The sequence below is a fragment of the Erwinia sp. JH02 genome (genome assembly GCF_013074405.1).
GTDB classification, from domain to species: Bacteria; Pseudomonadota; Gammaproteobacteria; order Enterobacterales; family Enterobacteriaceae; genus Erwinia; species Erwinia rhapontici.
In genome coordinates, this window is sequence record NZ_JABANZ010000003.1 from 222,046 (window position 1) to 246,606 (window position 24,561).

Annotated in this window: 21 protein-coding genes; 12 read left to right on the top strand and 9 right to left on the bottom strand. The window is 55.1% G+C overall.

What is annotated here, in order from left to right:
- The first annotated feature begins 167 nt into the window (after nt 1–167).
- Both HHI26_RS10030 and glk read left to right on the top strand, forming a co-directional pair.
- A complete protein-coding gene (locus HHI26_RS10030; protein ID WP_159336161.1) occupies nt 168–1,820 on the top strand; it encodes a thiamine pyrophosphate-binding protein in 1,653 nt (550 codons plus the stop codon).
- A gap of 167 nt (nt 1,821–1,987) precedes the next feature.
- Entirely contained in the window at nt 1,988–2,953 is a 966-nt protein-coding gene (gene glk / locus HHI26_RS10035; RefSeq protein ID WP_133841225.1) for a glucokinase, read from the top strand.
- A gap of 33 nt (nt 2,954–2,986) precedes the next feature.
- Here glk and HHI26_RS10040 read toward each other — a convergent pair whose 3' ends face one another.
- The 3 genes from HHI26_RS10040 to HHI26_RS10050 all read right to left on the bottom strand — a co-directional run bounded on the left by HHI26_RS10040 (nt 2,987) and on the right by HHI26_RS10050 (nt 6,847).
- Entirely contained in the window at nt 2,987–3,715 is a 729-nt protein-coding gene (locus HHI26_RS10040) for a LytTR family DNA-binding domain-containing protein (RefSeq protein WP_133841226.1), read from the bottom strand.
- 14 nt (nt 3,716–3,729) lie between these two features.
- Complete coding sequence (locus tag HHI26_RS10045; RefSeq protein ID WP_205945474.1) at nt 3,730–5,412, bottom strand: sensor histidine kinase; 1,683 nt, start codon at nt 5,410–5,412, stop codon at nt 3,730–3,732.
- Between the two features lie 184 nt (nt 5,413–5,596).
- A complete protein-coding gene (locus HHI26_RS10050) occupies nt 5,597–6,847 on the bottom strand; it encodes a DUF1479 domain-containing protein (protein ID WP_171148999.1) in 1,251 nt (416 codons plus the stop codon).
- 123 nt (nt 6,848–6,970) lie between these two features.
- On the opposite strand from HHI26_RS10050, the gene HHI26_RS10055 reads away from it, so the two are divergent.
- Both HHI26_RS10055 and alaC read left to right on the top strand, forming a co-directional pair.
- On the top strand, nt 6,971–7,498 hold the full coding sequence (locus tag HHI26_RS10055; protein ID WP_133841228.1) for a GNAT family N-acetyltransferase: 528 nt from the start codon (nt 6,971–6,973) through the stop codon (nt 7,496–7,498).
- 118 nt (nt 7,499–7,616) lie between these two features.
- A complete protein-coding gene (gene alaC, locus HHI26_RS10060) occupies nt 7,617–8,852 on the top strand; it encodes an alanine transaminase (RefSeq protein ID WP_133841229.1) in 1,236 nt (411 codons plus the stop codon).
- 214 nt (nt 8,853–9,066) lie between these two features.
- On the opposite strand, the gene HHI26_RS10070 is transcribed toward alaC, so the two are convergent.
- Nucleotides 9,067–10,095 carry an HlyD family secretion protein gene (locus HHI26_RS10070; RefSeq protein WP_133841230.1) on the bottom strand — a complete coding sequence of 343 codons (1,029 nt, stop codon included), beginning with the start codon at nt 10,093–10,095 and terminating at the stop codon, nt 9,067–9,069.
- 2 nt (nt 10,096–10,097) lie between these two features.
- Nucleotides 10,098–11,705, bottom strand: a complete 1,608-nt coding sequence (locus tag HHI26_RS10075) for an MFS transporter (RefSeq protein WP_171149000.1) — start codon at nt 11,703–11,705, stop codon at nt 10,098–10,100.
- 166 nt (nt 11,706–11,871) lie between these two features.
- Between HHI26_RS10075 and HHI26_RS10080 the strand changes: the two genes are divergently transcribed.
- From HHI26_RS10080 to HHI26_RS10095, 4 genes are all read left to right on the top strand, one after another.
- Complete coding sequence (locus HHI26_RS10080; protein ID WP_133841232.1) at nt 11,872–12,657, top strand: IclR family transcriptional regulator; 786 nt, start codon at nt 11,872–11,874, stop codon at nt 12,655–12,657.
- Nucleotides 12,658–12,670: 13 nt separating this feature from the next.
- A complete protein-coding gene (locus tag HHI26_RS10085) occupies nt 12,671–13,120 on the top strand; it encodes a universal stress protein (RefSeq protein ID WP_133841233.1) in 450 nt (149 codons plus the stop codon).
- A 48-nt stretch (nt 13,121–13,168) separates the two neighbouring features.
- Nucleotides 13,169–13,978 carry a hypothetical protein gene (locus HHI26_RS10090; RefSeq protein WP_133841234.1) on the top strand — a complete coding sequence of 270 codons (810 nt, stop codon included), beginning with the start codon at nt 13,169–13,171 and terminating at the stop codon, nt 13,976–13,978.
- A gap of 256 nt (nt 13,979–14,234) precedes the next feature.
- Nucleotides 14,235–14,516, top strand: a complete 282-nt coding sequence (locus HHI26_RS10095; RefSeq protein ID WP_133842101.1) for a hypothetical protein — start codon at nt 14,235–14,237, stop codon at nt 14,514–14,516.
- Nucleotides 14,517–14,626: 110 nt separating this feature from the next.
- On the opposite strand, the gene HHI26_RS10100 is transcribed toward HHI26_RS10095, so the two are convergent.
- Both HHI26_RS10100 and HHI26_RS10105 read right to left on the bottom strand, forming a co-directional pair.
- Nucleotides 14,627–14,779, bottom strand: a complete 153-nt coding sequence (locus HHI26_RS10100; protein ID WP_166653668.1) for a hypothetical protein — start codon at nt 14,777–14,779, stop codon at nt 14,627–14,629.
- Nucleotides 14,780–15,257: 478 nt separating this feature from the next.
- Nucleotides 15,258–16,481: an oxalate/formate antiport family MFS transporter gene (locus tag HHI26_RS10105; RefSeq protein ID WP_171149001.1), complete on the bottom strand. Its 1,224-nt coding sequence runs from the start codon at nt 16,479–16,481 to the stop codon at nt 15,258–15,260.
- A 343-nt stretch (nt 16,482–16,824) separates the two neighbouring features.
- Here HHI26_RS10105 and HHI26_RS10110 point away from each other — a divergent pair, with 343 nt between their 5' ends.
- Nucleotides 16,825–18,753 (top strand): methyl-accepting chemotaxis protein, encoded by a 1,929-nt coding sequence (locus HHI26_RS10110; RefSeq protein WP_171149002.1) that lies wholly within the window; start codon nt 16,825–16,827, stop codon nt 18,751–18,753.
- Between the two features lie 45 nt (nt 18,754–18,798).
- On the opposite strand, the gene HHI26_RS10115 is transcribed toward HHI26_RS10110, so the two are convergent.
- Nucleotides 18,799–19,008, bottom strand: a complete 210-nt coding sequence (locus tag HHI26_RS10115; protein ID WP_133841237.1) for a hypothetical protein — start codon at nt 19,006–19,008, stop codon at nt 18,799–18,801.
- A 213-nt stretch (nt 19,009–19,221) separates the two neighbouring features.
- Between HHI26_RS10115 and HHI26_RS10120 the strand changes: the two genes are divergently transcribed.
- Complete coding sequence (locus tag HHI26_RS10120; protein ID WP_159336166.1) at nt 19,222–20,469, top strand: mechanosensitive ion channel family protein; 1,248 nt, start codon at nt 19,222–19,224, stop codon at nt 20,467–20,469.
- A gap of 67 nt (nt 20,470–20,536) precedes the next feature.
- Here HHI26_RS10120 and HHI26_RS10125 read toward each other — a convergent pair whose 3' ends face one another.
- Nucleotides 20,537–20,764, bottom strand: coding sequence for a hypothetical protein (locus tag HHI26_RS10125; RefSeq protein WP_159336167.1), 228 nt, complete (start codon nt 20,762–20,764; stop codon nt 20,537–20,539).
- Between the two features lie 508 nt (nt 20,765–21,272).
- Here HHI26_RS10125 and HHI26_RS10130 point away from each other — a divergent pair.
- Nucleotides 21,273–23,366 (top strand): tetratricopeptide repeat-containing sulfotransferase family protein, encoded by a 2,094-nt coding sequence (locus HHI26_RS10130; protein ID WP_133841240.1) that lies wholly within the window; start codon nt 21,273–21,275, stop codon nt 23,364–23,366.
- Nucleotides 23,363–24,553 carry a glycosyl transferase family 8 gene (locus HHI26_RS10135; protein ID WP_171149003.1) on the top strand — a complete coding sequence of 397 codons (1,191 nt, stop codon included), beginning with the start codon at nt 23,363–23,365 and terminating at the stop codon, nt 24,551–24,553. The genes HHI26_RS10130 and HHI26_RS10135 overlap by 4 nt, the downstream gene beginning before the upstream one ends.
- Nucleotides 24,554–24,561: the final 8 nt, after the last annotated feature.

Here is a 24,561-nt window from a genome sequence, read left to right on the forward strand (position 1 = left end):
GCATAGTAGTGTATACGGTTACACTGAATGAAATCGGGCGGCGGATCGCAACTTAAGGATAATTCCTGGCCCGTAACGATCTGTTGCCATTTCACCCGGCATCTTTCCGATAACAGAATGAAAATAATCACCAATACTGAGAACAGAGGCCACAGAGGAGCAGGGCGATGAACAGCTATACGGTGGGTGACTATCTGCTTGCGCGGTTAAATGAAATCGGTATCGATCACCTGTTTGGGGTGCCCGGTGATTACAACCTGCAATTTCTCGATCATGTGATTGATCATCCCCGGCTGGCCTGGGTCGGCTGTGCCAATGAACTGAATGCGGCCTATGCTGCTGACGGTTATGCCCGCTGTCGCGGCGTTGCGGCGCTGCTGACCACGTTTGGCGTCGGTGAGTTAAGCGCTCTGAACGGCGTGGCGGGCAGTTATGCTGAATATCTGCCGGTGATTCATATCGTCGGCGCACCGTCGCAAACCTCACAGAACAACGGCGAACTGCTGCATCACACGCTGGGTGATGGCGATTTCGGTCACTTCCTGCGTATGCATCAGGAAATCGCGGTGGCCACTACGGTGCTTACCGCCGACAACGCGGCGGCAGAGATTGATCGTGTCCTGTTGTGTGCATTAACCGAGCGCCGCCCGGTCTATCTGCTACTGGCAACCAATGTGGCGGAAAGTCCGTTGCCGCCGCCTGTTGATCCTCTGACACTGGCCCGGGAAATCGATCGGGAACAGCTCGCCGCCTTTGCGGATAAGGCTGAAAGCCTGCTGGCCGCGGCGGGCAGCGTGGCGATGCTGGCGGATTTTCTCGCCGACCGTGCCGGGCAACAGCCCCTTTTACAGCGCTGGCTAACGGATATTCCGATGCCGTTTGCCACGCTGCTGATGGGTAAAAGTGTGCTGCCGGAAACCCAGTATGGCTTTGCCGGAACCTATGCAGGATCGTCCAGCGCTGAAAGTACCCGGGCCGTTATTGAGCAGAGCGATGTGCTCATTGCGATTGGCGTGAAATATACCGACACCATTACCGCCGGATTTACGCAAAACATCACCCGCAGTCGGACCATTGATGTTGGCCTGCACGGCTGCCGGATAGCCGAACGTGATTTTCCGCGCATACCGATGGCGGCGGCGCTGGCGGTGTTACATCAACTGGCACGCCAGCATGGTCGAGGCTGGCAGCGGGGGATTGTGGCACCGCCGGAAATGGACAGCGCGAGTTCGGACAGTCTGATACAAAGCACGTTCTGGCTGGCAATACAGGACTTTCTGCGCCCTGGCGATATCGTGCTGGCCGATCAGGGGACGGCGGCATTTGGCGCTGCCGCGCTGCGTTTACCTGAAGGGGCACGTTTGCTGGTGCAGCCGCTGTGGGGATCGATTGGCTACACGCTGCCGGCCGCTTTCGGTGCCCAGACCGCGCAGCCGCAGCAGCGTGTGGTGCTGATCATCGGTGACGGATCGGCGCAGCTGACGGTGCAGGAGTTGGGTACCATGCTGCGTGACGGGCAAAACCCGGTGATCTTCCTGCTGAACAACGACGGCTATACTGTCGAACGTGCCATCCACGGTGCACAGCAGCGCTATAACGATATTGCCCCCTGGGACTGGACGCGTCTGCCGCAGGCATTGAACGTCGACAGTCAGGCGCAGAGCTGGCGTGTGACGCAAACGGTACAGCTGCGGGAGGTGATGGCGCTGCTTGAGGCGCCATCACGCCTGTCGCTGGTGGAAGTTGTACTGCCACAGCAGGATATTCCGCCGCTGCTGGCGTCTGTCACGCAGGCACTGCATCAGCGTAACAGCCGATAACCGCCGTTTGACTCGCAATTCAGACAGTTGCCCGTGGGAAAGGGACACTAATCCCGTTAAGGTAGCCATTATCAGATTTAACGCTCACCTTTTTCCCGGTGAGCGTTGTTGTTTTAGCGGGGGAAATTTATAGTGTGTCTAATTGACTTGAGCGGAGCAAAACAATAATGACCAGCTATGCCTTGGTGGGTGATGTCGGCGGCACAAATGCGCGTCTGGCACTGTGTGAAGTTGAGAGCGGTGCTATTTCACAAGCCAAAACGTTTTCCACAGCAGAGTATGACAATCTGGAAGCGGTGATCCGCGCTTATCTCGATGAGCAGCAGCAGGACATCAAACATGGCTGTATCGCCATTGCCTGCCCGATCACTGAAGACTGGGTTGAAATGACCAACCACGACTGGGCGTTCTCTACCAGCAAGATGAAAGCCAGCCTGGGCTTTGAAACGCTGGAAATCATCAACGATTTCACTGCGGTATCCATGGCCATCCCGATGCTGAAGGAAGACCATGTGTTGCAGTTCGGCGGTAAATCGCCGGTGCAGGACAAACCGGTGGCCGTGTATGGCGCGGGAACGGGCCTGGGCGTGGCACATCTGGTCCATGTTGATAAGCGCTGGGTCAGCCTGCCGGGGGAAGGGGGGCATGTTGATTTCGCCGCGAACAGCGAAGAAGAAGATCAGATCCTCGAAGTGCTGCGTGAAGAGTTGGGCCATGTGTCTGCCGAGCGTATTCTCTCCGGTGGCGGGCTGGTGAACCTCTATCGGGCGATTGTTAAATCAGATGACCGGGTGCCAGAAAATCTGAAACCGCGTGATGTGACCGAACGCGCCTTGCAGGACAGCTGCACTGACTGCCGTCGCGCCCTGTCCATGTTCTGCGTGATTATGGGGCGTTTCGGCGGCAATCTGGCGCTGAATCTGGGCACGTTCGGCGGCGTATATATTGCCGGGGGCATTGTTCCGCGTTTCCTGGAGTTCTTCAAAGCCTCCGGTTTCCGTGCAGCATTTGAAGATAAAGGCCGTTTTAAAGATTACGTCTCCGGCATTCCGGTTTACCTGATCACCCACGATCAGCCAGGCCTGCTGGGCGCGGGTGCGCATCTGCGTCAGACGCTTGGTCTGGTACTGTAATTCCCGCCTGTACAAGGCAACGGATGCGGAGAATTACAGCCGCATCAGTTGCCGAAACTCTTTCACCTTGCTGCGACTCACCGGCACCTGGAACTCAAGATCGCGTAGTTTGAGAATATAGGTGTTGTTAAACCAGGGTTCGATCTCACGAATTTTGCTGAGATTGACGCAGTAGGATCGGTGGCAACGGAAGAAATACTCATCCGGCAGCCGCTGACAAAATTCCGTCATGTTCATCGACATCACATACTCTTCGCGCCGCGTATACACAAACGTCAGCTTTTCATGGGCTTCCGCGTAGTAGATATCATTAATATCGGTGACGATAATGCGTTCGTCTTTCACCAGATTGATGGTGTGCGGCGCAGGACGCGTGGCCGCCGGACTGAGCGAGGCGCTGCTCTGCACATGATTTTCCAGCTTACGCAGCAAGGTAATGAGGCGCATTTCGGACCAGGGCTTCAGAATGTAGTCGAATGCCTCCAGCTCAAAGGCTTCTACCGCATGCTCTTTGTAGGCCGTAATAAACACGATCAGCGGTTTATTGGCGAATTTACTGATATTTTGCGCCAGCAGCATGCCATCAAGTGACGGGATATTAATATCCAGAAAAATCACGTCGACCTGATGGGTTTGCAGATACTTCAGCACGTCCAGCCCGTCATCAAACGTTGCTTCAATGGTGATCTGGCTATGCTCGCGGATCAGCCAGCTCAACTCCTGTTGGGCCAGAAACTCGTCTTCTACAATGATTGCTTTCACGTCATACCTCGGGTTCAGGCCAAAGAAATACTGGGTTTTTCAGGCAAACCTGCACCATTTTTACTGATATAGAAGGCAATCTCCGTGCCGGGATTCAGGCGGTGAATGTGCAGTCCTTCACCGTACAGCAACTTCACCCGGTGATGGACATTCAGCAGACCGATTTTATTCCCCGGCATCTCATTACATTCCACCCGTGCAATCACATCTTCACTGATGCCCTGCCCGGTATCCCGCACCGCAATGCGCACCCGGTCGCCCAGGTCGTGAATACTCAGCGTCACCACGCCTTTCCCCCGGAAGGGATGGATGCCGTGCATGATGGCATTCTCCACCAGCGGCTGAATGAGCAGGCTGGGCAGTGAGCAGTTGACGTCCTCTTCGATATCATAGATGACCGTCAGCTTATCCCCGAAGCGGGCCTGCTCGATGGCAATGTAGTCCTTCACCTGGTAAAGCTCCTTCTTGATATCAATGATCTCGTCATCGTTCAATTCCAGGTTATAGCGCAGATAACGGGACAGATTGGTAATGAGCTGGCGCGCGGTGTCCGGATTGATGCGGATGGAAGAGGAGATCGCATTGAGGGCGTTAAACAGGAAATGGGGGTTAATTTTACTCTGTAATGCCCGCAGCTCAGCCTTGTTAGCCATTTCTCGCAGCTGTTCCGCGCGCGAGACTTCCAGCTGGGTCGAGATAATCTGCGACAGGCCCACCGCCATCTCCTTCAACGACCAGGTGATGCGGTGAGCATGGCGGTAGTAAATTTTCAGCGTGCCGGTGACTTCGCCTTTTTCCCACAGCGGAATGACGATCATCGAATGAATTTCAGGGGTGCGGTGGGCTTCATCATTGTTTTTGATGATGATCTTCCCTTCCGAAATCGCAGCCGCCGTGGTCGGGCTGATGCCATCATCACCGTCGCGGTAGTTCTCTTCTCCCACACCAACATAGGCGAGGATCTGGGTGTTGTTGGTCATTGCCACCGCATCGGCATTGATATCATCACGAATAATGTGGCACACCTGGCTAAGAGACTGGCTGTTGACCTGGCGGAACAGCGGCAGGGTTTTATTGGCAATATCCAGCGCCAGCTTGGCCTGACGGGCGGCAATGGCTTCTTTTTCTCCCTCCACGCTCTGCACCAGCAGAACGATCAGCCCGATGCTGGCCGCACCGAGGATCATCGGAATGGCGATTTCCGAGACAATATCCAGCCCCAGCGCAGTCGGGGAGGCCCAGACGACAATCAGCAGCATGGTCAGTGATTCGCAGGCCATCCCGCCAATAATGCCAATGCTCCAGCGCTTCTCCTTGACCACTTTCAGATTGATCCAGCCGGAGACCACCCCGGCGACAATGCTGGTGATCAGGCAGGGCACCGAGGTGACGCCATCAATGTCGATCAGGAAGCGGTGCGTCCCGGCAATCACCCCGGTCGCAATGCCCACCCAGGGGCCGAACAGGATCCCGCCGGACATAATCGCAATGGTGCGAACGTTAACCAGTGAGCCTTCAACGTTGATCCCGGTCCAGGTACTGAACAGCGCAAACAGCGAAAAAATGGTGGTGACGGCGATCAGTTCCTGGCGCGAATGCTCATCTTTTTGCAAGAGCTGGCGGAAATGGCGGGTACGGGTAATGAAGAACAGGCAGATTAACATCAGCGCTGCGCGGTCAAACACGGCGAGCAACATCTCAAACATCGAATGCACGGGCGTCTCGGCTGGTGGGGATAATGTGCCTATGATAGGGAATGTGGGGGGGATGTGCCAGGCATCAACGTGGTGCAATGCGCAAATCCCCTGCGTAGGGGGCAGGCATACCTGACCCGGGGTGATCCAGGACGAGGCGTGCCTCGCCCCTACGCCACAATAAATGTTAACCGTCCTGGGATAGCATCTGTTTCCTGCCTGATGGCGTCAAATCGTCTTCCGTCGCCCGGCCAGAAAAATCGACTTCAAAATTATCCGCAGCGAAATCCGGTGGCGAACGCCCGTCGACAAAAGCAGGCCACTGGCGTTGCAAATAGGTGGCATTCTTTTCGCACCAGGGGGCCGCAGCGATATACATCACATTGCTGTCAAACTCACCCAGATGTTCATTCTCCACTGCATGCACCACGTCGCAGTGCCAGAACACCGTGTCACCCGGTTCCATATCAGGAATAGAGGAAAAACCTTCAAGTAAAAGAGGATGGAATTTTTCACTGACCGATAAGGCACGCCCTGGCGCGGCACCGCACAGATCATCGTCTGCCACATCATCCTGTAGTGCGCGCAGTAAAATCCACGCCATCGCATTGGCAATTGGCAGCAGTTTCAGCGTACCGCCGTGTTTGCGCTGCGGCGTCAGCGCTGTCCAGCCCTGGAACGTACGGAACATTGAGCAGACGGCGGGAGAGGGGAACTCGCGTACTTCGGTGCGTCCTTCGGCATCAAACGGATTATATTGCTGCCAGTTGCCGCTAAAGACATGGCGGTAAACGTGACGGAAATTCTCATCCAGCCAGCGCTCCAGTGAGCCGCCGTCAACGTGCGGCGACAGGCCCAGCGAGCCAGAATGAGGGGGACGGCGGCGAATGCGATCGGCGTAGCTGACACTACGCGTGGGATCAAAATGCTGTTTACCCGCGCTTTCGGTCTGCCAGAGGGAATTGAGGAAAACCTGTACCGCCTGCATCCGCGCATCCTGACGTGCCTGCACCTGCGGCTGTGACCAGTAAACGCCATAAATCTGCGGCTTTCCCTGCTTCAGATCGCCAAAGTAATTATCCTCCGCCGCATTTTGCAGCTTCTCAACAAACTGATTGTCGTCAAGATAGCGGCCAATATTCGTGTTCCACTCCGTGGCCTGCGCGCGGGGGAAGACGCCACGCACCGTGCAGCAGCCGCGCTGGCGGATGCGTTTTTTTTGCTGTTCTGTGACGCGATGGTTCAGGATATCGTTGGCATCAAGTTCCGGCACCGGATGTTCGCCGCGCTGCTGTTCTGCCTTAAGGGCATGGATCTGGAGGCGCATCTCGTCATCCAGCTCGGCAAAGACGGCGCGGTAGTGGGGAAGCTGCTGGCGTAGCTGGTGTTTTATCGTGCGAATTGCATCCGGGATATTGTCAATTTTGAGATGGGACATTGTCGTTCTCCTGTGACAAATTCATTATCATGGCGTTACTGCTGCGAATCATTACACGGCGAAAAAGCGGCAGATAAAAGAGATGTGTTCTTTGTGGTTTTTCCCCTTTTAGCGAGATGGCTTATGCAACTCACGACTGAGCGACTGATCCTGACCCGGCTACAGCCGGAAGACTGGCAGCTGTTCCTGGCGGTACACAGCGATGAAACCTGCATGAAATTTATCAGCGCGGTGCCGCAACTGGCCGATATCCGCCAGCGTTTTCATGACCGTCTGGCTCCCTGGCAGATCACCAGTTTCCACATGCTGTGCCTGGTGGTGCGGCGCAAAGAGGATGGGCGGGCTGTGGGGCTGATGGGAGCTAACCCGGAGTGGGCACCGCATCGTCAGGCGGAAGTCGGTTACTCACTGTTGAACGACTGTTTTGGTCAGGGGTACGGCAGCGAAGCGCTGGGCGCGCTGTGTGATTTTCTCTTCAATGAGTGTGAGTTTCACAAGTTGAAAGCGCAGGTGGTGGAGGGGAACCATGCTTCGCGCCGCGTGCTGGAAAAAAACGGCTTCACGCTGGAAGGGACACTACGGGATAATTACCTGTTACGTGGCAAATGGGTGAATGACTGGCTGTTTGGGCGCATTAACCCGGCCCAGTAAAAAATTTTATTCTGCCTATCGACAGGTTACAGAAAGGTAAGATATGTTGATTCCTCGACCACCGCAGTGGTCAGCGTCGCTCGGATGGTCCGGGCGCTTACGTGAATCAGAGGTTGCTATGACTGACAATAATTCCCCACGCCGTTTTTCCCGTATTGAACGTCTTCCCCCGTATGTTTTTAACATTACCTCCGAATTGAAGATGGCAGCCCGTCGTCGCGGTGAAGATATAATCGACTTCAGTATGGGTAACCCGGACGGCCCGACGCCGCCGCATATCGTGGAAAAACTCTGCACCGTGGCGCAGCGCGAAGACACGCACGGTTACTCCACCTCACGCGGTATTCCCCGCCTGCGTCGTGCGATTTCACGCTGGTATGCCGACCGCTACCAGGTGGACATTGACCCCGAATCGGAAGCGATTGTCACGATTGGCTCCAAAGAGGGGCTGGCGCATCTGATGCTGGCTACGCTCGATCACGGCGATACCGTGCTGGTGCCGAATCCGAGCTATCCGATCCATATCTATGGGGCGGTGATCGCTGGCGCGCAGGTGCGCTCTGTACCGCTGGTAGCGGGCGTCGACTTCTTTAACGAGCTGGAACGCGCCATTCGCGAAAGCTATCCGAAGCCGAAGATGATGGTCCTCGGCTTCCCGTCAAACCCGACCGCGCAGTGTGTGGAGCTGGACTTCTTTGAGCGGGTGATTGCGCTGGCGAAACAGTACAACGTGCTGGTGATCCACGATCTCGCCTACGCCGATATTGTCTACGACGGCTGGAAAGCCCCGTCTATCATGGAAGTTCCGGGCGCACGTGATGTGGCGGTGGAGTTCTTTACGCTGTCCAAAAGCTACAATATGGCGGGCTGGCGTATCGGCTTTATGGTGGGTAACAAAGAGCTGGTGTCTGCGCTGGCGCGTATCAAAAGCTACCATGATTACGGCACCTTCACCCCGTTGCAGGTGGCGGCGATTGCGGCGCTGGAAGGCGATCAGCAGTGCGTACGCGATATTGCCGAGCAGTATAAACGCCGCCGTGACGTGCTGGTGAAAGGTCTGCATGAGGCGGGCTGGATGGTGGATAACCCGAAAGCATCGATGTACGTCTGGGCGAAAATTCCCGACCACTATGCGCACCTGGGATCGCTTGAGTTTGCCAAACTGCTGTTACAGGAAGCGAAGGTGTGTGTGTCGCCGGGTATCGGCTTTGGGGATTACGGTGATACGCACGTGCGCTTTGCCTTGATTGAAAACAGCGACCGTATTCGTCAGGCGGTCAGAGGCATTAAAGCGATGTTTCGGGCTGAGGGTATTTTAGCGAGTGCCACAAAAAGCGGCGAAGACGACGTCTGAAAACAGTAAGGGTCAGGTTGTCCTGACCCCTTCACTTTTATCCCTACACCATCAGATAGAAAGTGCCAACCCAGATTAACAGGATAAAAGAGATTCCCATCAAAGCATATTTCACGAACAATTCCTCTAAACGCCTAAAACAGGCAGGATCGGACGCTAATCTACCCGCATTCCCTTGCGAAATAAAGGTGATTGTTCTGGGATCTTTCTCACATTAATGCATTTCTAATTCTGGAACGACGGACATACCAACGCGCAGTCGTGGCAGGTCTGACTGGCCCGGTTCCAGCACGATTTTTACCGGCAGGCGCTGCACGACTTTGGTGTAGTTTCCGGTCGCGTTATCAGCAGTAATCGCCGCAAAAGTTGAACCTGTAGCAGGGGCAATACTGTCAACATGGCCGCGCAGCGTCACGCCTGGCAGGGCATCGACCGTCACTGAAACGGGTTGCCCCTGGGTCACATGGGCCAGCTGGGTTTCAAGGAAGTTTGCCACCACATAGCTTTGCTGCAAGGGGACGACCGCCAGCAGACGTGTCCCCGCTGCGACCCACGCACCCTGACGCACGGCCCGCTGGCCAACGCTGCCTGAAATCGGTGCGGTAATCTGCGTATAGGAAAGGTTGAGCTGCGCCTGATCGACGCTGGCCTGCATCGCCGCAATGTCCGCATCCGCCTGCTTCACGCTTGCCTGCAAGACGGCGACTTCTTTGCGTGCGGCCAGTACGGCAGCCTGGCTCTGCTTAACCTGCGCTGCCGCACTTAACATCGTTGAACTGGATTTCTGTTGCTCATCGGCGGTCGCGGTGCCGCTTTTCAGCAGGCGACGATAGCGGTCAGCATTTTGTCCTGCGTAGTTCAGCGTGGCCTGGCTGGCGCTAACGGCTGCTTCGGTCTGGGCGATGGTCGCTTTCTGCTGCTCCAGTTGGGCTTCTATGCTGCTGCGTTTCGCTTCGCTGACCTGAAGATTGGCGTTGGCGGTTTCCAGTGCCACACGATAGTCGCGGTCATCAATGGTGGCCAGCACATCACCGGCTTTCACCTGCTGGTTGTCAGTCACATTGACCGTGCGGATATAGCCGGACACTTTGGGGGCCACCAGCGTGTAGTCAGCGGCGATCACGGCATCATCGGTCCGCAGGTGATGGCGATTGATCGCTGACCAGATGAAAAAGGCGATGGTCAAAAGTACCAGCAGCAGCAGTACCAGCAAAGAGGTGCGTTTAGCAGGTGTGAAACTCATTGTTATGATCTCGATGTTTGCGGAGCTGAAGTTAACAGTGTTTGTGGCGGCCAGACGCGTTTTGGTAGCCAGGCGGTCAGAAGGATCAGCAGCAGTGCGAAGCCAATAATCATCAGATAGCTGTCGCTGAGGCTGAGGATCACCGCCTGGTGTTTCACCAGCGTGCTGAAATGGCTGAGATTCTCAACCGAGCTGGCCGATCCATCCGGCAGCAGCGGCATCATGCTGCTGGCCGTGTCGCTACGGGTGGCGGTCATCAGCCACGGGCGGTTACCCAACTGATCGACCAGCGTATGCGAATGGAATTTTTCCCGATGGGTGAGGAAATTTTCGACCAGCACGCCAGCGGCGACGCTGGAAAAACCCCGGACAGTATTAAACATGGCGGAAGCGAAGGGGCCCTCCGGTGGCAGCACCACGCTGGTGGCGCTCATCAGCACGGGCAGGATCATCATCGGCTGACCAAACGCCTGTAGCGCCTGAATTAACCAGAAATTCTGTCGCGCCCACTCCGAGGTGATCTGCATCCCCAGTACGCAGGAGAGGATCATCAGCCCGGCACCTGCCGTCAGCATCCAGCGGCAGTCAATCCAGCGCAGATTCAGTAAGGCCGCGAGCAGGGGGGCAATCACCAGCTGCGGTAGCCCAATGGTCAGCGCCAGCGGAGCAAACTGCGCGGTGCGGAATCCTTCTATCTGACCGAAATACGCCGAGGGCAGGGCCGACCCCGACAGCGCGACCATCAGTACGCCCGCGAGGACCAGCAGTCCATGCGTCAGATTTTTACGTTGCAACATTTGCAGCCGGAACAGCGGCAGCGGATGGAACCATTCATTAATGAAGAACACGACCAGCAGTGCGGCGGCGCTCAGTAACATGCCGCTGATGAGCGGTGACTGGAACCAGTCCAGCCGTTCGCCCTGCGTCAGCGCCAGCACCAGCAGCGCGATACCGCTACAGCCAGTCAGCATCCCCAGTGCGTCAATCTGGCGGAAACGTTCGAGACGCAATGGGTCCTGCGGCAATCCGCGGCTAATCAGCAACATGGCGATCAGACACGGCGGGATCACCTGCCAGAAGGTGAACTGCCAGCCGACGGAATCGGTCCAGAAAGCGGCAAGTGACGCCGCCATATTCGGGCCAAACGTTGCCGTCATGGCATAAGCGGCCAGTCCGTAAAGCTTGATGCCGGGGGGCAGAAAGCGCAGGGCAACCGTCATCAGCATGGGGGGCAGCGCACCCCCAAAAATCCCCTGAATCACCCTGAGAGCGATAAAGCCTGAGGCATCGGTCACCAGCGGTTGGACTGCCGCAATCAGGCAGAATCCGAGGGTGACTGACAGCGTAAAACGGCGCAGTGAGAAGGTGACCGCAAACCAGGGGGCGATCATCATGGCGGCCACTTCTGCGGCCTGGTAAGCGGAGGTGATCCAGCTGCCGGTATCAAAATCGATCCCCAGCGCGGTGCGAATATCAGCCAATGCCAGGTCGGTCACGCGATCGTTAAGACCGGAGCTGAGCGCGGCGATCAGTACACCCACCAGGCCCAGCGCCAGGCGAAGAGTAAAAGGGTGCGGAGACGGCGGCATCGCCGCTGGCTGGCCATTCATAGCAGGTATCCCGGACGAGAATTATTATTATCGATGCAGTGTATTGCATCGTGATACATTGAGCGGAATATTACATGGTGATGCGCTGTATTGCAATGTGATACAGCGTGTCCAGTAAGCCAAATAGTGCTACAGTATTTGCCGATGACAAGGAAAGAGAATCCCTATGTTTGAGTCCGCAACCTGCCGTGATGACGAACGTATCGGCGGCATTCAGGTGATCACGCGCGCCGCGAAAATTCTTGATGCGTTGGGCGCAAAACCGAACGGAATGAGCCTCGGCGAAATCGCTCTGGCGGTCGATTTGCCGCGTTCCACCGTGCAGCGCATCGTCAACGCGCTGGATTCAGTGCAGCTGGTGCGCAGCCACGGCGCGGCCGGTGGCGTTCGGCTTGGCCCGGCTCTGCTGCGGCTGATCGCCAACGTGCATACCGATGTGGTGGCTATTGCTCAGCCGTGGCTTCAGGCACTGTGCGACACCACCGGAGAAACCGTGTCGCTGGCCCGGGCCAGCGGCCTGCAGTTGGCGATTGTGCATTATGTTGTGGCTGACCGGGAACTGCGGGTGGTGCCACGCATAGGCATGAACCTGCCGCTCTACAGCACTTCCGGTGGCCGTGCGCTGCTGGCGCTGGAGAGCGATGACGCTGCCAGAGAATTGGTGGGTGAGGCTTATCAGGCCATTACCGAACTGACCGTGCGCGATTTCCCCGCGTTGCTGGCACATTTAACCGAAATTCGTCGTACCGGTCTGGCGTATGACCGGGGCGAGACGCTGGAAGGGATCTCCACGATGGCCGTGGCAATCGACACGATTCTGGGACGCTTTTCCATCAGTCTTTTGATCCCTGGCGCCCGTTTCCAGCGGCATGAAGCACGTAATCGCGAGGCGATCCTCAAATGCAAAGAGGCGCTGATCGATGAAATTGGAAAAGTTGCATTACGAGACTGACAGGAGAAGGGCTATGAAAACGCTTTTGGTCGCTGTTGATAATTCGGTGATTGCCCGCAAAGTGATTCAGCTTGCGACCGAACAGGCACTGGCCTTGCAGGCAGAGGTGGTGGTGCTGTGCTGTGTGGATGCCAGCTATGCGGCATCCGGTCCGTTTGATATTGAAGCGGGCGAAGATCCCGGCGACTTTGGTCTGGCGCTGGATGAGCAAAATACCGCAGAAGGCGTTGTGCGTCAGGCGTTAGCCGAGCTGCATCGTGCGGGTGTGGCAGCGCGTGGGCGCGTCGCTGCCGGAGAATCGGCAGAAACCATTGTGGCCCAGGCGAACAGCCTGAACGCAGCGATGATCATCATGGGTCGCCGTCATCTCTCCTCCTTTAACCGTCTGCTGAAAGGCTCTTGCAGTGCTGCGGTGATTGAACGTGCCAGTTGCCCGGTATTACTTGATGTGCGCGTCGACTAACATTTCTAACGGGCCGGTTATCCGGCCTGATAACGTCAGGGTTCTGTTTTGATTTCTCACGCTATTCTTGCCTCGCTGTTCTCCGCTCTGGTCTGGCTGGTCGTTTTGGGTGCCCTTTTCAAACGTAAAAAGATGGCCTCTGCCGTGGCGATCCTGCTGTTTTCGGTTCCGCTGCTGGTGGGGAATCTTTATTACTATGGTTGGGTCAGCCCGGCACGGGAAAAGCAGGCGGAAATTGATGCCGCCGCTGCCCGTCTGGCACAGCTCCCGGTCTGGCGTACGGTAAAAACGCAGCAACCCCTGCTATATCAGCAGGCGCATGATGAACTGATCGCTCAGCTGGAAGCCGGTATACCGCAGCAACAGGCGATTGAGCATCTGCGCCCGTTGGTGGCCGATCTGTTGAATCAGCGGATTAACGCGGCGCGTGACCAGGATCTGATTAACTATATGCAGGTTTCCCTGGAGCAGATGAGACAGATCCGCCAGCGTGGCCCGGAGCAGTGCTTCCGTTTCCTGTTTCCCCAGGTGAAAGGCGGGGTGAATGTCAGTGAACTGGTACCGAAAACCCTGACGGAGCGGGAGCTGCAGGCGATGGATGTATTGCTTAAGCACAGTAATGGCATTGAGCAACCCATTGATTTCAAACAGGGAAGGGAGCAGTTGCAGGCGGTGGTGCGTCAGTTGTATGCGCGCTGGGGAAGCGATCTGCAAACGTTAAACACGCCTGCGGAAGCCGGGGTGAATGAAGCGAAACTCTGCGACATGACCATTGACCTTTATCAGTCGGTTCTGGCACTTACTGGTAAGGATTCCGCCAACGTTCTGCGTATAATTATTAGCGGAACAGGTAATTAAGTCCAAAAAAAAGCCCGCTCGCCGCGGGCATAAGTCATTCTAATTATAGCAAAAAATTTCCTGGTGTTGCGCAGACATCTTGCGATGTCTGGGTGCATAGTCGCACTGAAATCGTTCTGACGCTATTCATCTCCCTGAATCGATTCAATCGGTAAAACATTGCATAACTTAAGTAAAATTATGCAAATGCGCTGGCGTCTGATAGCGCCGGGGGGCGGGGCAGCTCATGATGCGGCACTGGAAGAAGGGAGCCATGATGAAATCAAAAATAATCGGCGCATTTGCGCTACTGTTGCTGGCAGGTTGTACTTCCGGCAAACCCGGAGCCTATGAAAAGGTCGATGAAGATCCGGCAGTGAATACCGTTCAATACCGTTTTAATCCCGTCCGCGTGGACAAAACCGCGATGGAGAAAGACGTTGAGCGTTATTGTAGTGAACGCGGCTTTGATAAAGTTGAAGCGTTGCGGCCACAGGATAGTCATGTGCCCGGTCTGGTGAAAGCCTGGTATCAATGTAATTACAGTATTAAAAGCTAAAAAATAAGGGCGGGAAAATTCCCGCCCAATGTACTTATTTACCATTTATTTTATTTACCGACTTACGGCTTATTGCTGTGTGCAGGCTTTGCCCACCCTTCTAAAAATTCCTATCTGCCGCGTCGTGGGCCACCACCATGATGATAGCCGCCATGATAACCCCCACCGCCACCGTGATACCCACCGCCACCGCCATGATGAGGAGGGGCAATAATACAGCCGCTCAGCATAACAATCAGAGACACCACAGAGGTTGCTTTCATTATTGTTTTCATTGTTGTCTTCATGTTGTTCTCCTGCTCTTTTCAATGACTACAACTTTACGAAAGAAAAGTGGAGGAATAATGCGGTGAATGTAGATTTATTCGGGAAGTTATTTCCAAATAATTCATTATATCTCTCGAATGAATGAGAAGGCTTTAATGAAATAAGATAAGGATGAAAAAGGCAGTTTATTGGTGGGAATCGTCTGAATATACCCGTCATACTTCAAGCTGCATGTGCGTTGGCTACGTTTGCTCACCCGAATCACTTACTCGAGTAAGTGATTCGGGATTATGAGCTTCATTTCTGAAGCTCACCCTGTGGGCCTGCGTAAACGCTGTTCAAAATGGCCGTCGGCCAATTTGTCACTCACTTGCCGCCTTCCTGCAGCTCGAATTATTTTGGGTATAGTGGGAAATTAATGAAAACGCCCGCTGTCGTTATCGATAGCGGGCGTTAATTGACTGACGGGTGTTATCAGGCGTGTTGCAGTTCTTTCTTCGTTTCTGCCTGTTTATACGGCATCCGGATGGTGGCGGACATCAGCAGTGAAATCACCAGCAGCGCCATAATCAGGCTGAAGGTCACCGTAAAGCCACCGAACAGTGAGGCAATCAGCGATCCCATTACGCTCCCAATCCCGAAGCCCAGGTAAATCACGCCGTAGTTTTTGGTCAGGTTGTTCAGGCCGAAGAAATCGCTGACCAGTGACGGATAAACCGTGATAGTGCCACCGAAGCTGAAGGCGACGCAGGCAATGGCAATAAAGAAGCTGTTTTCATTCATGTGGCTGAACAGCAGGATGCTCATGCCGACCAGTGACACCACCTGTGCCAGGGTAATAACCCGGATACGTGCCACCTTATCGGACAGGACACCCAGTACCAGACGACCGCTCAGGTTGGCAATGGCAATGATGGTGACGGCATTGGCGGCGGTCTGCGCGCTCAGGTGTACCATGCTTTCGCCGATATCCTTCGCCACGCCAATCACATACAGGCCGCTCATGCAGGCGGTCAGGAACATCAGTGCCAGCATCCAGTACTGCGGCATACGCATGGATTCCGCCAGCGAGTAATCGCGTTTCTCTGCGGATTTGCTGCCGGATGGCTGCTGTGCAGGCGCATCTTTCATTAGCAGTGCGCCAACGATGATCATACTCATCGCCAGTCCGCCCCAAATCATAAAGGTGGTTTCCAGGCTGTAGACGCTCAACAGATAGCTACAGATAAACTTGAAGCCAAGGCTGCCCAGGCCGTATGCGCCAATGGCACAGGCTGATATCACCCCTTTACGTTCCGGGAACCATTTCACGCAGTTTGATAACGTCATCAGATAACCTGCACCATCGGCCAGGCCGACCAGCAGGCCCGCGCTGAGATAGAGCATAAACAGGTTATCGGCCTGCGAGGTCAGCATCAAACCGACCGCCATCAGCAGCCCGGCGGCGATGGTGACGTGACGAACGCCAAAACGTTCCTGTAATTTTCCGGCAACGGATGAAGCCAGTGCCAGACCCAGACTCAGCAAACCGAACGAGAAAGCCACCTGACTGATTGTGGTATCCAGTTTCAGGGAGAGCTGCCCGTTAAACAGACTCCAGGTATAGACCGATCCCAGTGCAAACTGGGTAATGATGGTACCGATCAGGGTTAACCAGCGGGTGCGGTTAACGCTGCTGCCTGCAGTAGGTGTGTTCATGGATATCTCCCGATGGGAATGCTAAGAATCTTGAATTAGCACAATGATAAATTCGCCCCTGTGAGAGCGGGGGAAAAAAGGCATGAACTGCCATGAACAGGGAATGAAATGCCTTCAGGACGACATGAATGGCGGATATCGGGCATGGGCGCAGAATAAACGGCAGGCTTATAACTTGATATATATCAAGTTATTAAGTGGAATTAAAGTTTTATCAGCGCGCGGCCGATGATAGTCATTGATGGTATGTCGATAGAACTTACCCGCATAACAATAAAAATCACTTTTCCTTTGGCTTATCTCTGATTGTCGATTTTCAATTTTATTTTCCGAGGTAATCATTATGTCGTGGGTTCCCGTTCGTTTATCAGGGAAATTGACGTTAGGTGGCGTGTTTATGTTGTTGCTTACCTGCGTCATCGTCTACCTGGCGATTTCACTGCGCGGTCAGCCGCGTGTGATCGATGCCAGCAACAGCTTAATTCAGCAAACCGGTGAGAATATCGTCGGTCAGCTTAACCAGCAGCTTATCCGTATTGAAGGGGAAGGCGTCAGTCTGGCCCGCCTGGCCGAAGTGCTGCCACATGATGACGCGCTGGTGAAACAGGTCTTGCCACAAATCATCGACAGTAAAGGGGATAAAAGTATCGCCGGGGGAGGTATGTGGCCGGAGCCCAACGCGTTCAGTGAGGGGGTGGCTCGCCGCAGTTTCTTCTGGTCGCGTAACGCCAGCGGTGGGCTGGATTACTCGGACGGCTACAACGACCCGGCCGGGGCGGGCTATCACAATGAAAGCTGGTATACCTCAAGCCGCACGGCGTCTGCCAACAAGTGCAACTGGTCCGAAGTCTACCAGGACCCGGTTTCCAACGTGAATATGGTCACCTGTAGCGTACCTTACAGCCACGGCGGTGCTTTTGCCGGGGTCGCGACCTTTGATGTGCTGCTGGATAATCTTTCCGGTTTTATGCAGCGCAACGGCAGCAACACTGGCGGTTATGCATTTGCGCTCGACCAGGCCGGTAACGTGCTCTATTTCCCCGGTATGAAAGACAAAGCGCTGAAAAAATTCAGCGATCTGGCACAGCAGCAATCCTGGCTGGCACCGATAGTTGAAGGGGTAAAAAAAGCGGGCACGGCCAGCGGCAGTACCACACTCAGTGGCATCAACGATGAATGGCTGCACCAGGATGCGCAGGTGACGCTGTTCCGTATGGCGGATACCGGCTGGATCATTGGTCTGGTGACGCCGCAGGCAGAAGTGACTGCGCTGGCGCACAACATTATGCAGGATATCTTTGTGCTGCTGATCCCTTCATTGTTAGTGTTGCTGGTTGCCTCGTGGTTTATCTCGCGCCAGATTTCAGGACGGCTTGAGTCGACCCGTAAAGCGCTGGATGATATTGCGCACGGTGATGGCGATCTGACCCGCCGTCTGGATACCTCAGGCCGCGATGAGATCGCTGATATCGCCGTATCCTTCAACCAGTTTGTCGATAAGATCGCCGGTGTAATCACTAACGTGCAGTCGAGCGGCGTGCATGTGGCACACAATGCCAGCGGGCTGGAGCAGAGCAACCAGGAGCTGACCGACAAGATCAGCGAACAGGCGGCTGCGGTCGAAGAGAGTGCTGCGGCGATGGAGCAGCTTAATGCCACCGTGCAGCAGAATGCTGAGAATACCCGCCTGGCCGATTCCTTTACCGAACAGACGGCGCAGATCGCCCGCAGCAGCAGTAATGTCATGCGACAGCTGATCGATACGATGGAGACCATCAAAGTCTCTTCCAGCCGCGTAGGTGAGATCCTCAGCGTGATTGATGGCATTGCGTTCCAGACCAATATCCTGGCACTGAACGCGGCGGTTGAAGCGGCGCGCGCCGGGGAGCAGGGGCGCGGTTTTGCCGTGGTTGCTGCTGAAGTCCGTGCGCTGGCCCAGCGCAGTGCAACGGCCGCACAGGAGATCAAAACGCTGATCGGTCAGTCCGACAGCAATGTGCTGACCGGCAGTAAGCTGGTGGAAGGCGCAGGACGTCAGTTAGAAGAACTGGTGAAAGATGTGCTGAAAGTGAAAGAAGTGGTGGGGGAGATCCGCGTAGCCGGTGATGAGCAGAGCAAAGGTATTGCCGAAGTGACGCTCGCCGTATCGCAGATGGAGCGTACCATTCAGCAAAATCTGGCACTGGTTCATCAGACAGCGGAAAATACTCACGCCCTGCATGCGGAAGCCTCGCAGCTGGCGGAAGATATTTCGGTGTTTAAAGTCGTGTAATCCCTTCCTGCCGCCCCGGTATCAGCCGGGGCGGCAGGATATCGCTTAACGAATATAACCGCGTATCACATCCGCAATGGCTTTATTCGCTTCACGTCCATCGCGGTGTTCCACTTCTTCCGCAATTTTCTCCAGGTACTTATTCAGCTTGCCGCCGGTCGGGACATTGCCGTAAGCGATGAGCATCTGGACAATATTTCTCAGCGCAAGAACTTCTAAAGAGAGGCGTTCAACAACGGGGTCTTTATCTGGCATAGGATGCTCCGGTACAACGGTCAATAACAATCCTTTTAGGTTACCCGCTATCCGTTCGAATCAATCGGCAGAGTATCGCTGTTTTTCGCACCGGTTTGTCACGTAAACCCCATTTTTCTCTGTCATTGTAAATGTCGGGACCACGGACCGCTAAAGGTTGAACCTGGCATCTTCAGAGGGCATGATCGCCCCTCGTTTTATAAAGGAGGCGTTATGCAGCAGTTGGCTACATTTCTGAAGCAATATGGAATAGAACCAGGTCACCCTACCTCGCTGATTGTGATTGTTGGCATCATTTTTCTTACCGCATTAATCGTGCATTTTATTCTGCACCGCATTGTCCTGCGGGCATTTGAACGGCGTGCGCAGGGCAGCAACCGCCTGTGGCTGCAAATCATTACCGGGAACAAACTCTTCCACCGGCTGGCCTTTATGCTTCAGGGGATGATCGTCAATCTCCAGGCCGTTCTGTGGCTGGAAAAGGGCAGCGATGCCGCCCTGATCCTGTCCACCTGCGCCCAGCTGTGGGTAATGATCTATGCATTGATGTCATTCTTCTCACTGCTTGACGTGATCGCTGGCCTGTCGCACCGGTTTGCGTTTGCTGCGCAGTTCCCCCTGAAGGGGATCTTCCAGGGCGTGAAGCTGCTGAGCGCAATCGTGATTGGCATCATGATGATCTCACTGCTGATCGGTAAATCCCCTGCGATCCTGATCAGTGGACTGGGCGCAATGGCCGCCGTGCTGATGTTAGTGTTTAAAGATCCGATCTTAGGGCTGGTGGCAGGCATTCAGCTTTCTGCCAACACCATGCTGAAACTGGGCGACTGGCTGGAGATGACGAAATACGGCGCGGACGGCGCGGTAATCGACATCGGGCTGACCACGGTGAAAGTGCAGAACTGGGATAACACCATTACCACTATCCCGACCTATGCCCTGGTATCCGATGCCTTTAAAAACTGGAGCGGCATGTCAGCCTCCGGTGGGCGACGTATTAAGCGCTGTATCAATATCGATACCACCAGTATCCGTTTCCTCTCTGATGCAGAGCATGAAAAACTGATGCAGGCCCGCCTGCTTAAGCCGTATATGGCGGCGCGCCAGGAGGAGATTAACAGCTGGAACGGGCAGGGCGATGTTGCCGCCGCCTCCGTACTGAATCAGCGCGGTATGACCAACGTGGGGACGTTCCGCGCCTACCTGACCGAGTATCTGCGCCAGCATCCGTCGATTCGTAAAGATATGACGCAGATGGTACGCCAGCTGGCACCGGGCGCCGAGGGTTTACCCATTGAGATCTATGCGTTTACCAATACCGTTGCCTGGCTGGAGTATGAAAGTATCCAGGCCGATATTTTCGACCATGTCTTTGCGGTGGTAGGCGAGTTCGGCCTGCGGGTGCATCAGGCACCGACCGGCAGTGATGTGCGGGCCATTGCGGGAGTTGTTTCTTCTTAAATACTGTACTGAATAAGAAAGGGGCTAAATAGTTAGCCCCTTTCTGCAACGGATAAATAACGCGGATTCAGAAACTTTTTTTCTTACTGCGTCGCTGCCGCTGAAATAACCCGCCTGCCAGAGCGCCGATCACCGTTAAAAGGGAAGCGGTAATCAGAAACAAGCCAACGTTTTGATTCATCTCCTCATCACTGACCACCGGGCCGACGATCAGATCGGATAGTAGTGGGAATACAGCAAATGTTACGCCAAATCCCACAATCGTGCCCAAAAGCGAAAACAAAAACAGCCTCATCGCATCTTACCTTAAGTTACAAGAAGCCATGTGTTAGCACATTTTCGAGTAGCAAAAAGTCCAAAGTGGTTATTTTGGGTGACAGTCATCACACTTAATAATTAAATGTGCATGATGATATAAGCGAATGGATAGCAATGCTTCCGGACATTGATGGCTGATTTTTTCTTTGTTTTTCCAGATTCTCCCCATGAGTGAACTGTCTACCCTGGTGCCAGAAAAAGCGTAACTAACAGTGCAATACCCGATTACACCGGGTTGCAGCATGCAGCTGGGTGTGTAACGGGGATATTAATGGATTAATACGAGAAAATGCTGATGTCTGTTCAAAATGAAACTCACTCTGCCCTGAGGATCGTAAGACAAGCACGGAGATGGTGGAGCGAGTTTTGTGTGGAATTTGAAAGGAGTAAATACTATAAGGAGTTATCTGAAAGTGGGATATTTCCTGGTCGGTAAGTTGCATATGTAGCCAGTGAGATTTTACCTTTTATATCTGGGGAATATTTTGAGTCATAGCAATCCTCTTCACCCGCAGCAGTTGACGGTGTTTCAGGCCCTGGAGCTGGCGAATGCTCACTGGAACGCGGGCCAGGCGGCGCAGGCAGAGCAGCTCTGTTTACGGGTGCTGCAGGTCGCGCCATTACAGCACGATGCCCTCAATCTTTTGGGGATGATGATGCATGCCTACGGCAAGCCGGATCTGGCTCTCGATTATATCCATAAGGCCAGCCAGTCACCGGAGGCACCGGCAATCATTCACAGCAACCTGGCCGAGCTTTACCGCCAGAAAGGTTTGCTGCTGGAAGCCGAGCAAGCCGCCCGGCGCGCAACCGAACAAGAGCCGGAACTTGTCGCAGCTTGGAGTAATCTTGGAATCATTCTGCAGGAGGCCGGAAAATTCAATGCTAGCCTGGAATGCCTGAAATACGTTGCATCATTGCAGCCGGATAATGCCGAGGTGTACAACAATCTGGGCAATACTTACAAGCGTCTGGGCGATCTGCCCCGCGCCCACGACAGTTACCAGCGTGCCCTGACATTGCGCCCCGATTACGCCGAGGTGTACAGCAATCTTGTCTTACTGTTGATTGACCAGGGCCGTATTGATGAGGCTGTGGCCTCTGCCATGCGGGCGATAGATATCAACCCGCAGCTGGCTGATGCGTACCTAAATCTGGCGGAAATTGCGTTGTCGCGTATGCGCTATGCCGATGCGCTGCGCTGGGTCAACGCACTGCTGGCGTTTGCCCCACAACACGCGGGTGCGCTCACTGCACTTGCCCATATCATGAATGCCGATGAGCGTTACGAAGACGCTGTCGCCGCTGCACGTCACGCCCTGGCCATCGCACCGGATAGTGCCAATACGCATAAGATTTTGGGTAAAGCCTTGCAGGCGCTTGGGCAGTATAAAGAAGCTGAGCAGGCTTATCACCAGGCTGCGGCATTACCTGGTACGGTCGCCGAGGAAGCTCTGATTGCGCGTGCTGTGTTACTGATGGAAATCGGTGATAAGGACGCAGCGACGGCGGGCTTTGAACGCGCATTGGAACGTTTTCCTGATTCGCCGCGGGTTATCGCTGCGCGTTGCGATAACAAATTCTATCGGGCAGGCGACCCCGACGTGGTGGTCATGGAAGCCGCGTTAGTACGCGAACCTGCTCCCCCGTTGAATGAAAAAATGATGCTGCATTTTTCGCTGGGCAAAGCTTATCTGGATACCCATGATTCTGATCGCGCATTTTTCCATTTAAACCAGGGTAATGCGTTTAAACGGGCCTCTTTTCATTACGATGCCGCACAAACCAGTGCGTGGATGAAAAATATTGCTGCCGTTTTCACACCAGCTTTGATGGCACAGTTCAGCGGCGCTGGCGCTGCTTCTGACCGACCGGTGTTTGTCATCGGTATGCCGCGCTCAGGCACCACGCTGATTGAGCAGATTCTGGCCTCACATCCTGCGGTTTATGGTGCAGGGGAGTTGCGTGCGCTGGATCGGGCAGTGTCACGTGGAGGCCGCTTCCCGGATGATGTGGCGCACTGGAGCAAGGCCGATTTTGCCCATATTGGTGCGGATTACCTTGAGCAGGTGCGCCATCTGGCGCCGGATGCATTGCGGGTGATCGACAAACTGCCTGGCAACTTCCTCTATGCCGGATTGATTCCACTGCTGCTGCCCGGCGCGCGCATCATCCATTGCCGCCGCGATCCTGTTGATACTTGCCTGTCCTGTTACAGCAAGCATTTTTCTGGCGAGCAGCTATTCGCTTACCAGCTGGATGAACTGGGCCAGTTCTACCTGGCGTACCAGACGCTGATGGCACATTTTCGCCAGATTTTGCCCGCAGAATGCTTCATCGAAGTTGATTACGAAGCTGTGGTCGACGACCTCGAAGGCCAGGCGCGGCGCCTGATTGATTTCATCGATCTTCCCTGGGACGACGCCTGCCTGACCTTCCACGAAACACGTCGCATTGTGCGCACGGCCAGCGTGGCTCAGGTGCGTCAGCCGATCTACACCTCCTCCAAAGGACGCTGGCACCGGCACGCGGCGCACCTCGGTCCTTTGCTGGACGCACTGGGTCTGGAGCCGCAATGAACCTCATACCGACAGATGTCCACGCCATTTTCCTGCAAGTTGACTCACTCCTGAAGGCCGAACGCTGGGCTGAGGCTGACGTGATGCTGTGCCAGGCGCTGGCCTCCGGTACCGGGCCAATTCCCTTGTGGCGGCAGCTCTATGTGGCGTTTCGCCAGCAAGGGAAGTTTGCCGAGGCGACTCAGGTGCTGGAGATGATCGTGCAGGCAACGCCCGGTGACGTGAGTGTGCGCTTCGACTTGTCTGAGATGTTGTTATTACAGGGCGAATTCACGCGCGGCTGGCGCGAATATCGCTTCCGTTACCGGCTCGACAACACCCGCATGCTTGAACGCCACATCGCTAAACCGCGATGGGAAGGGCAGTCTGTGCAGGGGAAAACGCTGCTTATCCACGATGAACAGGGTTATGGCGACACCTTTCAGTTTCTGCGGCTGGTACAGCAGGCGCAAGAGCGCAGCGGTGCCCATGTTGTGCTGGAGGTGAATCCGGAGGCTTATCACCTGGCGCGTGGCGTCAGCGGGTATCACCAACTGATGGTGCGCGGGATGCTGCCGCCGCCCTTCGATTTCCACTGTGAACTGATGAGTCTGCCAGCGGCGCTCGGTTTACAGCTGTCGCATCTGCCGGGGAAAATGCCCTATCTGTTTGCCGATCCTGCCCGGGTAGAAAAATGGCGCGTACGCCTGGCCGACCTGCCACGCCCGTTAGTGGGGTTGGTGTGGGCCGGTCGTCCCACTCATGCCAACGATAAGCGCCGCTCGCTGACGCTGAGCGAACTGGCACCGCTGGCGCAGGAGGGCATCACCTTCCTGGCATTACAGAAAGGGCCAGCGGCCGAGCAGGCCGCCACGCCGCCACCAGGTATGTCGCTGCTGTCACTGAGTGATGAGATCCACGATTTCGATGATACTGCGGCCATCCTTTGCGTGATCGATACCCTGGTTTCTGTGGACTCCTCGCCGGTTCACCTGGCCGGTGCGCTCGGCCGACCAGCCTGGGTGCTGTTGCCTTTCCAACACGACTGGCGCTGGTTACAGCAACGTGAGGACTCCCCCTGGTATCCTGGCATGCGGTTGTTCCGCCAACCCGCGTCAGGGCAATGGCATACCGTCCTGCAAAACGTTGCCATAGCGTTAAAAACATTAAAGGATGTGCCTGAAGCGCACGGTCCTGCACAGCCTTAATCGCTGTT